This is a genomic window from Aquimarina sediminis (assembly GCF_002895435.1).
GTDB classification, from domain to species: Bacteria; Bacteroidota; Bacteroidia; order Flavobacteriales; family Flavobacteriaceae; genus Aquimarina; species Aquimarina sediminis.
Window position 1 is genome coordinate 1 of sequence record NZ_POYJ01000004.1, and the last position, 14188, is coordinate 14188.

Below are 14188 nucleotides of genomic sequence, written 5' to 3' on the forward strand. Positions count from 1 at the left end.
TCATTAAACCATTCTTGCCATTCTGAACTACTATCTCGATTGGTCATATCTCCTCCAAACAATACAGCATGAGGCTTTAGCTTAGCTACCAAACGATTAGCATTTTTTCGGGGTGTACGATTATTACGAGAATCTCCTCCTGCTATAAACGACAATCTACTATTATCAGAAGGAGCTGTTTTGAACCAAAACCGCTGGCTTGTACCTTGACTATCCCTAATTACAAAATAATATGCTGTATTAGGTTGCAAGCCCGTGAGCCTAGCAAAGTTATTGTTCATCCCCTTATAAGAGACCGTTCTGTTAGGGGCTTTAGAGTTTGGATATCTGCTATAATCTGTTCCATAATCGGTTGTTCCATAATATACTTTAGGACTACTCCCTGAAGTTTGATCCCAGCCTACTACAATTGAGGTAGCGGGGTTGCCACGAAGTGTAAGTCGATACTTACCATTTGACGAATACAAATTGATTGCTAATAGAGATATTAGCAACAAGAAAACTCTTTTCATGTTGTGTGAATTTAAGTGGTTAAATATTTATATTAAGTTTAATTAATTCTACAAAAATGTATTAAATAGACAATACATATTAAAATGCGTCTATCTCTATTAATCTAACTAGCAGCAGTTACAACTGCCATAAAAAGATAACCTAGAATCAAATAAGCACTTAACTATTAACCAGTACAAATTTGACTTGACCCAACCTAGTCTTCTCTTCTACCTATTAAGACGTAAAAAAATCAATTACCCCCTAATGATTATTTAAAATATATCTGATAATTATTATCTGTACATACTCTGGATGATAATTATAAAAAAAGGTCACTCAAAAGAATGACCTTTCTTAGTTTTAAAATTGCTTTACAAATAAATCAATTATTCAATAATAAAACGTTCTGTTGATTCTGTTTCTGAAGTTTTAATTTTAAGCATATACATTCCTGCTCCTAAACGATCTAGATTTATAAGACCACTAGTTTTTAGATTTCCTTGCCCAACTACTTGTCCCATAATATTTATGATCGAATACGAAGTATTTGATATTGTTTTACCAGGAATAGACACTTGAAGCAGATGTCCTTTTTTCAATGGGTTTGGAGAAATTCGTATTGCTGACAGAGTTCCTTCATCTTCATCTCCTAGGATAGGTACTGTATTTTCTCCAAATCCAGCTAGCGCCTCTGCAACTAAAGCAGATCCACTGCATGATCCTTCATAAATCTTTACATTAGAAAATATGGAGTTGTTATTACTACCAGCATCAAAATCATTAATAAATACCAGACGGTCCATATTTCCTGTATAAAAATTACCTACAGGGATTACATATTTTTTGGTTCCGCTAGTATAATTATCATAGTTTGTTACCCCATAATTTTGTGTCCCATGAACTTTAAAGTATCTGGTAGAGGTTAATGTATTATCATTTTCAAAACCAACACCATGGATTTCACCTTGAGAAGTACTGCTAAAATCAAATTCGATAACAGTATTTGACGTCACGGTATAATTAAGATTAATATACTTCCATGTATTATTTTGAAGCGATAATGCTGCTCCACCATTTTGAATTGAGAAATTACCCGCACCATCCTGATTAGAGAACGGAGTTATTTGAAAATCATTAAAATTCAACGCATTACATGTAGGTGTTGTAGTTCCATTTTGAATACTTACCGCATCAATAGCGATATCACTTTGCCATCCACTATTACCACTACCAGTAACTACATTAAATCGTAATTGTACACTTGCTTTACCTGCATAAGAAGATAAATCTATATCTGCAGCATTCCAGTTAGTACCTTGAGCACCTGTCTTAGAAAATACGCTTACCCAATTTCCAGTATTATCTGTTCTGGCTTCAACGGTTAAAGAATTAATCGCACTACCATTCATATGATATTGGAATGTAAGATTAGGTGCCGTTAGACTACTAAAGTTTAAGCAAGGAGAATTTAAGATTGCCCTTTTGTTAGGGTATCCTGTTCCATTACCGGAAGCTTCGACATAAAGATAAAAAGTACCATCGGCACCGCTACTTGGTCCTGTTCCGGTAGATGGCGTTCCTCCAGAATCTCTGGTCCAATCCAAGTCATCTCCTGTTGTTGCCTGTGCCCATTGCCCAAGATTAGTTTCAAAGCTTTCAGAGAAAGGGAATGACGCAACATCTCCAGAGCAATTACCTGTTCCAGATCCCGGATCATCACAAGGGTTTACAAAAGAAACAGCTTGATCTGTGTTACTATTAGAACCTCCATTGGTGTTTTCGTTTGCATCTCTTCCTACTCCACGTTCTGCAAATGCTTTCCATATCAAACACTTGTATTTTTCATTATACAAATCTCTATCTGCCTGAAGAATTCCGTCTCTACCAGAAACAAATCCTGGATTATTAGCCGTATTCTTTAAACCTTCAATAACGAGAGCCATAGCAATATTGTTCCCACCTGTACCATTATAAAAATCTGCATCAAAACCTTCTTGTTGAATTAACAACCAGCTCATATCCCATAGAATTGTAGCAAAAGCATATCCAACTCCATGAGGTACCCGAAGGTTGTTTATATCTGCATAATCTGTACCATTAATAGATTTATCTGTAGAGTATCTGGTTGGTCTAATACCATCACCTGTTGTAGGTTGTCCTAGGGCATATGTACCAACACCTCTTCCTGTTGTTCCTACATCACCCGCTTTCATGGTAAGCATTAAACCAAACCAATCAGACCATCCTTCGCCCATTTGCTCAGATCCTCCTAAAGCGTTGGTAGATGGTCCTCCTACTAATCTAGTAGAAATCCCATGCCCATATTCATGAGCTATAATACCATTATCAAAATCTCCATCTCTATTTGGGTTAGTTCGGTTCCAAAGAAACATTTGCATTCTTGGGTTACTACCATCTGGTGGTGTTCCAAAATTAGCATTATTAGTACCACTACCATCCTGCGCATCCGCATTTACAGAATCACTTCCTGCTCCTCCTTTGCCATAATTATTTTCCTGAAAGTTTCCACTAGCTTCATTAAAACCATATTGATACCAAACATCATGCATTATATTATTCCAATAGAACAAATTTGTAATTGCAGCATCCTGATATGCACTCGGTTGTTGATTTAGATTTAAAGGAAAATTAAAATCCAAACTAGCCCCTCCATTAGGAGAAGAACCAGTTCCGTTATTACCGTTAGTATCTTCCTGAGCCCATACATTGTTACCTCTGGTATTTGTATGTTCGGCACCAGCGATACCATTAGTATCATGCCATCCATAAGGTGATGCAGTAGTATTTGCAGGGTTGGTTACAATAGAACGATTACCATGAATCGGACTCTCTACAGGCATTGCCAATACATTATAAGAATCAGGAGCCAAAGCAGTAGTTGGTGCTTCTGCAACTGTCACCATTTTTTTGGTTTCAAAAGCTTCGGTACCATGATTATGTTTTCCATGACCAGCTTCAAAATTACATCTAACTACCCAGTTATCCTCATAGATGATTTTTCCTGTAGTAGCATCGACATAACTGTTCCACCAATTATGACCATTCTTTTCATAAAGATTTACATTCCAACATAAACGTAATTCGCCATTATGTAATTTATAAACTTGTTTTACATTAATAGGTTCATTGTCTCCCGTAATACCAGAATCTAAGAATTGTGAAATTTCACTTCCCTTAGATTTATGCATGGTTTTAGACAATTTTTTTGGAGTCGGCAAGTTATGAGCACGTATCACTGCATTGATTGCTGAAATTTCTGTAGACGATGCTTTTGTAGAAGTAACTTTTTGTTTTACTTCTCTGATAAACTGGTCAATTTCATAAGTAACCTGATTATTCTTTACTGTCAATTTAAACGATCCATCTACAATAGGAATCCCATTATGAAGCTGATTAACATAGACATGTTTTATGCCAGGTTTTAATGAAGGAACCTCATCGGTTATTCTCCATTCTGAAAAATCATTGACCGATGATTTTGAGGTAGTACTTTTAGCAATATCGCTAAAATAATTTCGAACAAGTCCGTTCGAGTTCTGTGCGACAATTGTTTGTCCTATTAAAAATAATAGAAGGACAAACGTGTAGACTTTTTTCATAAAAATAAGTTTTGAGTTTGTGTTTCATAAAATTAACTAAATTTAAGAGTTTATGAACCCATACAGAAAAACCATATTTTACCACTTATAATTAACAATTTTATTAATAAATAATTAACATTTACACGAATTAGGTTATAAATCACTAAAATCTCGACTTAACTATTATAGATACTAATGTTATGCAAAAAACATTTTTTATCTAAAATTATAATTGACTACAAATCAAACACAAATCCCTTTTTTATGTTACGGAAAAAGTGTCGAAATTAACATTTTATTTATGTAAACTAACGTTAGTTCTATTTACCAAAAATTCTGTTATGATTAACAATGTTCAAAAAACTTTAAACAAAATATTCTCGTATTGGGCACTACTCTCTTTGGTTTTTACTTTCTTAAAAATTAATTTTAATCCGTCTTATCTATCCAAAAGCACAAGAAAAACATTAATTGTTCACCACAATTGATCATTACATTTTGGGGTAAGATGTTTTATTATTGTTAAAAAACACTGTCATTTAACACCCCTCTGGGATTTCTCTTTTATTTTTTTTGTCATCAACTAAAACTGCATTATATTACCATAGCAAATGATATACAAATCAAAAACTATGAAAATGTTAAAATTGGTGGTACTTTCTTTCTTCACAATCACAATATTTGGTTGTAAAGGAGAAAAAAAGGAAGCAACAGATCAGGAAAATAATACAGAAACTGTAGAGACGACAACGAAAAAAGAAGAGGTAGACGATACTAAAACGATAGCGTTTGCCCTTGAACCAAAAAGTGATAGTAAGGTTTCGGGAAAAGTTACATTTATAGAATCTGAAGGTATGGTAAATATGGTTGCAGAACTTAATGGTTTAAGTGAAGGAGAACATGCAATTCATATTCATGAGAAAGCTGATTGTAGTTCTGCAGATGGTAAATCTACAGGAGGGCATTGGAACCCAACAATGGAAGCGCATGGTAAATGGGGAGCCAAAGAAGGATATCACAAAGGTGATATTGGGAATTTTAAAGCAGATGCCGATGGTAATGGAAATATTACTTTCGCTACTAATGAATGGTGCATTGGTTGTGATGATGATAAGAAGAATATTCTAGGCAAAGCAATTATCGTACATCAGGGAACAGATGATTTTACTTCGCAACCATCTGGTGCTGCAGGAAGCAGAGTAAGTTGTGGTGGTATTATACAATAATTACCTTATTGACTAGCCAAATTACCGTTACTGGTTTTTACAATAATAATTTTCAATTCCTGAGTGTTTATGCGCTCAGGAATTTTTAGTTTTATTGGATTCAATTTCACCTTTCATTTCATCAATACTTTTTATTTGATGTAACAAATTCTATAGCAAATCGTCATCAAAATAACTAGTGTATAGTTGTATTAACAAATAATACAATTAGAGCTTATAGATCAAGTTATACCCATAGACGGTTATCACTTTAGGGTACTTACTCATACATGATTATCATAATGCATGATAGTTACTAATTTTATACAACCATAAAAGTTTATGAAAACTATTGTTTATTATAAATATGGTTCTCCAGATGTTCTTAAACTCGAAGAACTTCAAAAACCTGTTCCTAAGGATAATGAATTATTAATAAAAGTTAAAGCTGCTTCTATAAATCCTCTTGATAGACACAATATGAGAGGATATCCTTTTTTAACCAGATTAGTATCTGGTTTTTTTAAACCTAAAAACAGAAGGCTGGGTGCAGATATGGCTGGGCAAGTAGAAATGGTTGGTAAAGATGTAAAAGAATTTCAACCTGGAGATTATGTGTTTGGATGCATTTCTAGAGGTAGCTTTTCTGAATACGTATGTGTTCCTAAAAAAGGTCTTGTACCAATACCAAGCAATACATCTTTTGAAACTGCCGCTGTGGTTCCTGTAGCGGCTATTACAGCTTTACAAGGACTTAGAAACCTAAAACAAATTGAATCCGGTCATAAAGTCTTGATTAATGGGGCTTCTGGTGGAGTAGGCACTATTGCAGTACAAATAGCCAAATCATTTGGCGCAGAAGTTACCGGTGTGTGTAGTACTAAAAACTTGAAGATGGTAAAATCTCTTGGTGCTGATAAAGTTATCGATTACACAAAAGAAGATTGCACTCAAGATAAGCAGCTCTATGACCTTATTCTTGATACTGCAGCTTATCGATCTATTTCTGATTATAAAAAAATACTAAATACTAATGGAATTTATGTTTTGATTGGAGGCTCATTGAGCCAGTTATTCCGAGTCTTACTATTTTCAATGTGGGGTTCAATCACAGGAAACCAAAGAATGAGATTTATGATAGCCAACATAAATAAGAAGGATATGTTTTTTATAAAAAAACTTCTGGAAGAAGGCAAAATAACACCGGTAATAAATAGCTACTATTCTTTAAACGAAGTACCTCAAGCTATTCAACATTTTGAAAAAGGGCATATGCAGGGTAAAATTATAATCCAGGTCTGAACAAATATGCCTTTGCTTTACTAATACTAGTTAAACAAAAGTCCATCAGAGAAACTACAATCATACAATTCAAAAATACCGGGAATTGTAAGAATTACTATCCTATTCTTTATCACAAGAATTATGTAACATGTTTTTCTTAAAAAAATCTACAGCAAGATCAAGTGTTTTTTTATGTATTTCCTTTCTACTTACATCAGGGTGATCAATGGTTATTGCAGGGATGGTTTCTTTACCAAACTTGGTAGCCTCGTTTAAGAACACATAATGATCAACATTTTCATTAAAAAGATAAATATTACTAGTTTCTATTAAGCTATGATAGTGTAATGCATTATCCTTAATTGGGGTATTAGAATCTCCTTTTCCTGCAACAATAAAAATTGGAGCAGTAATTTCTTTTGTTTGTTCCTTTGAATAAAACCCAAAACCAATTGCCGGTGACATCACAAAAAAAGCTTTTATTCTTTGATCTTTAACAACATCTTTATACTTATGATATGAAGAAATTATCAAACTATCATTATCAAAATCAATAACCTCATCAGTACTAGGGAATTCAGGAGGCATTTCTCTATTATCATTAATCTTACTGTCTCCTCTATATGTTCTATCTACATATCCACCTGCCAATGCAATATTGGTATAACCTCCTAATGAGAAACCAACTCCTCCTATTCTTGAAGCATCTATTTTTGATCCCAGTTCTTTATCTTCAAGAACCTTGGTTAATACATATTGTATATCGATAGCTCTTTCCCACCATTTTACAAATTCTCGTGGTAACTTATTGAAAGTCGAATTACCATAATGATCTAGAGAAACTACTATGTATCCCTCTTTAACCATTCTTTCAATAAACCAGGTTAAAGAAAATCTATTACCTCCTGTACCATGAGAAACTAACAATAAAGGCATTTTTTTATCCAAAAAACGTGCATTTGGTATTGTATTAATCGTTTTAAAGAGTTGTTTCCTTTTAGATTTCAACTCTTTGTGAGATAATGATTGGGTCGTTGGATACCATATTTCAGTAACCAAAGGACGATCGCGAGATTTATCAAAATAAGTAACAGACTTTTGACCTATTTTATATTCATTCTCTTTCTCCGCTATAAAAGAAAAACATAAAATCGATAATATGATTGTGATTACTCTTATGTGCATAGTTAGAATCTATTTTAATCTAAAGAGATTAAAATTAGTAATTTGTTACACTCCGATTCTAATAAAATAGTTTTATAGATGATTTATAATAGAAAGATCTCTTTAATATCCGTATTTAGTCTCGATTCAAAAGTTCAATGTATGAAAACATAAAAAAACAGTTTAATAACTTTTGGAAATAGCATTTGATCAAAATAAAATTAACTTTGCCATAAAATAAAGCCTATGAATCCATCAACTTCGGGTTGGATAGATAAGTTTTTAAGGGATCTGGATAATGATTCGCGTTTATCGCAATGGTCATTAGATGAGCTATATGCAAGCTTAAGACAAGTTGGTTTTATCTATGGAACTTCTATTAAAACTATCATTGATACTAACTCTAGTATTGTTTATTCTGAAGAAGAAAGAACAAAACTTAATTTATTTACGGCGTTAGTAGTCACTTATTATGACACTATTGAGAATGCAAATAAGAGTGATTGTATAGAAGCTTTACTGCAGTTTTATGATTTTATGGATACCAAAAAATCTCTTTTTTCTTTTGGTAATATATTGGGTTTAAATAAAAATGAGAAACTCGAAAAAATTATACACACCCGTATACAAACTAATGAATCTATTTTTAAGAAAAATTTTAGTCACCTATTAACAAATGCGTTGTTATTTATTGATGTTTTGGCTTTTGATTACTTCTTAATACATGAGAAAAACCCAATTGAATATGCTGCAAAATTAGAAGAGACTCTTACCAATACTGTTTTTTTGGCTTTAAATTCTAAAAAAGAACAAGATGAATATGATGAACTTGTAGTAAAACTATTTTCTTCCTCGGTAAGATACACCAACATCTCTACAGAAGAAGAAGCTAGTTTTGATTATATCGAATTAGATCCTTATACCGACGAAATTGAAAAAAAATATATCATTGACCTTACAAGTCTAGCTGTATGGAATGATCGTGAAATAGATCAAGGTGAGCAAAGTTTTATGTCTGCTTTGGGGGCAGAGCTTCAATTGCCCGAAACGGTTATAAAAGAATCTATCTATCTGGTCCAAACATTTATTGACACCTACAAAGATCAGATTTCATTCTTTAATTATTCTCACCCTGCTTTGCATTTCTATCAACAAACCTCTAGAACGGTAAGTGTATTAATTTTAAGAAATAAGAAACGACTGATAAAAGAAATCTCCGAGAGTAAAGATTTAATGATTTTATTAGGACAATCTACCACGCGAGATCTGTCTAAAGAAGAAAAACAACAAGTAAAAAAACAATTGCTGGATATCTGTAAAACTATCCCTTCATTAGCTATTTTTATTCTTCCAGGTGGTAGTCTTTTGCTACCCCTATTAGTTAAGTTTATTCCTCAATTGTTACCTTCTGCTTTTAATGAAAATAAATAGTCATTTATACTTCAAGTTTTTCTAGTTCTTTATAGTTTTTCTTTAATCTACGAGTTAAAATTCCGTAAATAAGTCTATAGAATAATGCTATTAGTCCAACAAAAAATAAGGTTACCAATAGTGTACTAACTACAATCAGCCATACTGGTGGTTGATTATCGACAGTTCCATTCTCAAATTCTCCTGTAAAGAGGACATAACTCATTGTGGCTATCATTGCCAAAGCAAAAAGGCTAATATTTATCCAAATATATTGTTTTACTGTTCTTCTGGTTTTGAGAATATTCTCCATCAAAACCTTGGTAGAATCTGTTGCTTCTATTTTTTTATAATTCAAATAAAATCTAATAATAAAATATCCTAAAATACTATAGGATACTATAGAAGTAATTAACGTAAACACTCCCATATCTATTTTTTCTATATCAGCATGCATTCCGTTTAGTCTAAATATAATATCCAGAGATGCCCATAATAAAAACTCTATAATACTAATAATAAAGATCCATCTAACAATCGAAGAAGATTTCTTCAATATCATCTGGTATATTTCTTTATAAGACAGTTTTGGGAGCGCATCATCCTGTTTCTGCCAGTCTTTTTTTAACAATTCTAATTCATCCATACGGTTACGGATTTAATATTTTTTTCAACTTCGTTTTTACTCGATTCATCTTCACTCGGGCATTGACTTCACTTATACCCATTGTATTTGCAATTTCTTTATACGATCTGTCTTCCAGATACAAAAACACTAATGCCTTTTCTATATCATTAAGTTGTTTTACAGCAGCATACATTAGTTTTAATTGTTGTTCTACTTCATCATCATATTCTTCTGACTTTATCTTAAAATTCATAGTATCAAGATCGGCGGTCTTAATACTTCTCTTAGACCTTCTATATAAAGTAATTGCAGTATTTAATGCTACTCTATACATCCATGTACTAAATTTTGCATCACCCCTAAACTTTGGGTATGCCTTCCACAATTGAATGGTTATTTCCTGAAACAAATCATTATGCGAGTCTGGATCACTGGTATAAATCCTACAGACCTTGTGCACAATATTCTGATTTTGCTCAAGATTCGTTACAAAACTATGTTCTAATTCTTTATCCACTTTGGTTAGTTACATCTTATATGTAGTCAAGAAAACATTTATGTTACAAATAAAAATAAATATTATTTATTAGAACATAAAAACAGTGATTCTGTAGGGTATATAATCTTATCATTTTATCTTTGCATAACAACACATACATTATGAATATTCCTTACACTAATTTACCCAGATTAGTTATTATTGGTGGTGGTTTTGCCGGGGTTGCTCTGGCAAGAAAAATGGTCAAAGAAGATGTACAACTAGTACTGATTGACAGACACAACTACCACACCTTTCAACCTCTTCTTTATCAAGTATCTACCTCATCATTAGAACCTGATTCTATTGCATATCCGCTTCGTAAAATTGTAAAAAGAGGAAAAAACACCTTCTTTAGAATGGCAGAAGTAGATGCTATAGATCCTGATAAACAAACGGTAAGTACCAATATTGGTAGTATCTCTTATGATTATCTTGCAATTGCTACAGGAGCACGAACCAATTTTTTTGGTAATACTACTATAGAAAATAATGCAATGCGAATGAAAAATCTGCCGCAAGCATTAAATCTACGTAGTTTAATGCTAGAAAACCTGGAGCAAGCGGTTATCACTACAGATCCGGAAGAGCGAAAAGAATTGCTACGTTTTGTACTAGCTGGAGCTGGTCCAACCGGAGTTGAATTGGCAGGTGGTATCGCAGAACTAAAATTAAATGTTCTCCCTCGAGATTATCCTGATATGGATTTTGATGATATGGAAATTCATTTGATAGAGGGCGCTCCACGTGTTCTCCCTCCAATGAGTGAATTTGCTTCAGAAAAAGCAAGTAAGTTTCTAAAAAAACTAGGAGTACATATTCATACCAATACTCAGGTACAAGGGTATGATAATAATATCGTAACCACCAATACAGATTTATCTCTAAGAACAGCAACTTTTATATGGTCTGCCGGGGTAACAGGTGCTCCCGTATCAGGGATAAATGCAGAATCTTTGATCCCCAGAGCAAATCGCTATAAAGTAAATGAGTTCAACCAAATTGAAGGCTATGATACCATTTTTGCTATTGGTGACATTTCTGTAATGGAAACCAAAGGGTACCCAAAAGGGCATCCTATGGTAGCCCAACCTGCTATACAACAAGGAAGTCACCTGGCAAAAAACTTAAAACGCCACTTAAAAGGAAAAACCATGATTCCTTTTAAGTATTTTGACAAAGGGTCTATGGCTACCATTGGTCGTAATAAAGCTGTCGTAGATATAGGAAAATTCAAATTTGGAGGCTTCTTCGCTTGGTTTATCTGGATGTTTATTCATCTCTGGTTTCTGGTAGGCTTTAGAAATCGATTTGTTACCTTTTTTAACTGGTCCTACAACTATATCAATTATGACAAAGCTGCAAGACTAATTGTAAGACCGTTTAAAAATAAACAAAATACTATCGATCGAGTATAACATTAATAAGTCATATTTATAATATAAATAGTTATCAACTTAGAGTCAAATACTCTAATTGAGTAAAATTCCCTTTTTCATACAAATGCGACGTTCTCAAGATTTTGAGCCCACTGATTTAACGTCGGGTTATGATTAAACCGGATTAAAAATGCACACTCCTCTCCTTTTTACACCATTTACAGTTAGTCCATAAAATTCTACAGTTCGGTATTATTCTGTTTCATTTTCTACAAGCATATTAGATTTTTGACCTGTCAATCAAAAAAATAATATACATGAAACTAACACTAACCATAGCATTTATATCTCTTTTACTATCTGTTAATGCCCAAACTACAATTAATGGAAACGTAACTGATCCATCTGGTATCCCTATCCCGGGAGCTAATGTTTACCTCGAAGGCACCTATGACGGAGGGTCGACAGCAGAAAACGGATCTTTTTCTTTTAATTCTTCAGAAACGGGAGAGCAAACATTACTTATTTCATTTTTATCCTTTGAGACCTATACACTGGTAGCTGATGTCGCTACAATGAAGGATCTAAAAATTATGCTACGAGAAGATGTCAATTCTTTGGGTAGTGTGGTTCTTAATGCAGGTACATTTTCTGCTGGTGACAACAGTAAAGCCGCTGTGCTATCACCCATGGACATTGTAACAACAGCAGGAGCAGCAGGAGACTACATTGGCGCCTTTCAAACCTTACCTGGGACATCTAATGTAGCCGAAGATGGTAGACTCTTTGTTCGTGGTGGTGAAGCCAACGAAGCCAATATATATATTGATGGTCTTAGAGTATTCCAACCCTTTACTGCCACTACCAATAATATACCTACTCGTGGTAGGTTTTCTCCTTTCCTGTTCAAAGGTACCAATTTTTCTACCGGAGGCTACTCTGCCGAGTATGGTGATGCCTTATCCAGTGTTTTATCACTAAATACTATTGATGAACCAGATCAAGAAAAGACAGATTTGTCAATTATAAATGTAGGATTAGGAGTTGGAAACACTCAAAAATGGAAGAAAAACTCTATTAGTGTTAATGCTTTTTACCTTAATCTAAAACCATATCAGGAAATCATCTCGCAAAGAGTAGACTGGATAAAGCCATACGAATCTCTATCAGGAGAAACCGTTTATCGCCATGCATTCAAAAAAGGACTATTAAAAGTTTATGGAGGATTAAATTATACAGATTTTAATCTTATCCAGGAAGATATCAATGTAGCCGAAGGAGTTAATTTTGCTCTAAAAAATAGAAACACCTACCTTAATACTTCTTACAAAGGGAGTTTGGGTAATGATTGGGATATTGCTACAGGTACCAGTTTTGCTAATGATTACAATGATATCAAAATAGAAGATACCGATGTCAACGGCGAAGAAAACAGCTTTCATTTTAAACTAAAACTCAGAAAAAGATTCAGCAACCGATTCAAACTTAATTTTGGGGCAGAACAATTTGTAAACACATTTTCGGAAAAAGCTGAAGTTCCTGATTTTGGGACTTTCAGAAGTACTTTTGATAATAATAGTACCGCTGCTTTTACCGAAGCCAATGTGTTTTTTAACAAAAAATTTGCCATGCAAATAGGTGTTAGAGGAGTTCACAATACATTACTGGATTACACCAAAATTTCGCCAAGAGCATCTTTGGCCTACAAGACCTCACCCAAATCACAGATATCTCTGGCATATGGTGACTTTTATCAGGCACCACAACAGGAAATATTAAAATATGACGAAACTCTAGAACCCGAAAAATCTTCGCACTATATTCTTAACTACCTCTATCAAAACGATAAAAGAACCTTTAGAGCAGAAGGATATTACAAATCTTATGATGATCTTATTAAATATAATACCAATACTCCCGAATTTAACAGTTTGTATACTAACGAAGGTGAGGGATATGCTGCTGGTTTAGATATATTCTGGAGAGATAACAAATCTATCAAAAACCTAGAATACTGGGTAAGTTATTCTTATCTCGACACCAAACGTAATTACAAAAACTTCCCAACCAAAGCCACTCCAAATTTTGCAGCAAAACATAACCTATCACTGGTTACCAAATATTGGATTGAAGATTGGAAATCACTAGTGAGCGGAACATATAATTTTGCATCTGGCAGACCTTATAACGATCCTAATCAATCTGTATTTCAGAATCAAAAAGCTAAAGCATTTAACTCCCTCAATTTTAGCTGGGCATATCTACTTAGTCAACAAAAAATCCTGTATTTCTCAGTATCCAATGTACTAGGGTTTGATAATGTATTTAATTACCAATATGCAAGTACTCCAAATATAGACGGAAATTTTGCCAGACGTACTATAAGACCTAATGCTGATAGATTCTTTATCGTTGGATTCTTTTGGACCATCAGTGACAACAAAACCGACAATCAATTAGATAATTTATAAATCAAAACAAAC

Annotated in this window: 10 protein-coding genes; 5 read left to right on the forward strand and 5 right to left on the reverse strand. The window is 33.5% G+C overall.

Annotated features, from left to right (window positions below; genetic code table 11):
* Positions 1-512, reverse strand: a 512-nt coding sequence (locus C1X07_RS10715; RefSeq protein WP_206604230.1) for a fibronectin type III domain-containing protein, incomplete at its 3' end; no start/stop codon positions are given.
* Positions 513-881: 369 nt separating this feature from the next.
* Positions 882-4115 (reverse strand): M36 family metallopeptidase, encoded by a 3234-nt coding sequence (locus tag C1X07_RS10720; RefSeq protein WP_103070020.1) that lies wholly within the window; start codon positions 4113-4115, stop codon positions 882-884.
* Between the two features lie 614 nt (positions 4116-4729).
* Here C1X07_RS10720 and C1X07_RS10725 point away from each other — a divergent pair.
* Positions 4730-5323, forward strand: a complete 594-nt coding sequence (locus C1X07_RS10725) for a superoxide dismutase family protein (protein ID WP_241507234.1) — start codon at positions 4730-4732, stop codon at positions 5321-5323.
* A gap of 321 nt (positions 5324-5644) precedes the next feature.
* Positions 5645-6604, forward strand: coding sequence for an NAD(P)-dependent alcohol dehydrogenase (locus C1X07_RS10730; protein ID WP_103070021.1), 960 nt, complete (start codon positions 5645-5647; stop codon positions 6602-6604).
* A gap of 102 nt (positions 6605-6706) precedes the next feature.
* Here C1X07_RS10730 and C1X07_RS10735 read toward each other — a convergent pair whose 3' ends face one another.
* The gene (locus tag C1X07_RS10735; protein WP_103070022.1) at positions 6707-7771 is read right to left on the reverse strand and encodes an alpha/beta hydrolase family protein; all 1065 of its coding nucleotides are present in this window, start codon (positions 7769-7771) and stop codon (positions 6707-6709) included.
* Between the two features lie 225 nt (positions 7772-7996).
* Between C1X07_RS10735 and C1X07_RS10740 the strand changes: the two genes are divergently transcribed.
* Positions 7997-9181: an LETM1-related biofilm-associated protein gene (locus tag C1X07_RS10740; protein WP_103070023.1), complete on the forward strand. Its 1185-nt coding sequence runs from the start codon at positions 7997-7999 to the stop codon at positions 9179-9181.
* Positions 9182-9185: 4 nt separating this feature from the next.
* Here the strand turns inward: C1X07_RS10740 and C1X07_RS10745 are convergent, their stop codons facing one another.
* Together C1X07_RS10745 and C1X07_RS10750 are read right to left on the reverse strand one after the other, a co-directional pair.
* Positions 9186-9806, reverse strand: coding sequence for a hypothetical protein (locus C1X07_RS10745; RefSeq protein ID WP_103070024.1), 621 nt, complete (start codon positions 9804-9806; stop codon positions 9186-9188).
* 4 nt (positions 9807-9810) lie between these two features.
* The gene (locus tag C1X07_RS10750; RefSeq protein ID WP_103070025.1) at positions 9811-10305 is read right to left on the reverse strand and encodes an RNA polymerase sigma factor; all 495 of its coding nucleotides are present in this window, start codon (positions 10303-10305) and stop codon (positions 9811-9813) included.
* Between the two features lie 143 nt (positions 10306-10448).
* Between C1X07_RS10750 and C1X07_RS10755 the strand changes: the two genes are divergently transcribed.
* Positions 10449-11744 carry an NAD(P)/FAD-dependent oxidoreductase gene (locus tag C1X07_RS10755; RefSeq protein WP_103070026.1) on the forward strand — a complete coding sequence of 432 codons (1296 nt, stop codon included), beginning with the start codon at positions 10449-10451 and terminating at the stop codon, positions 11742-11744.
* A gap of 278 nt (positions 11745-12022) precedes the next feature.
* Positions 12023-14176 (forward strand): TonB-dependent receptor, encoded by a 2154-nt coding sequence (locus tag C1X07_RS10760; protein ID WP_103070027.1) that lies wholly within the window; start codon positions 12023-12025, stop codon positions 14174-14176.
* The last annotated feature ends 12 nt before the right edge of the window (positions 14177-14188 follow it).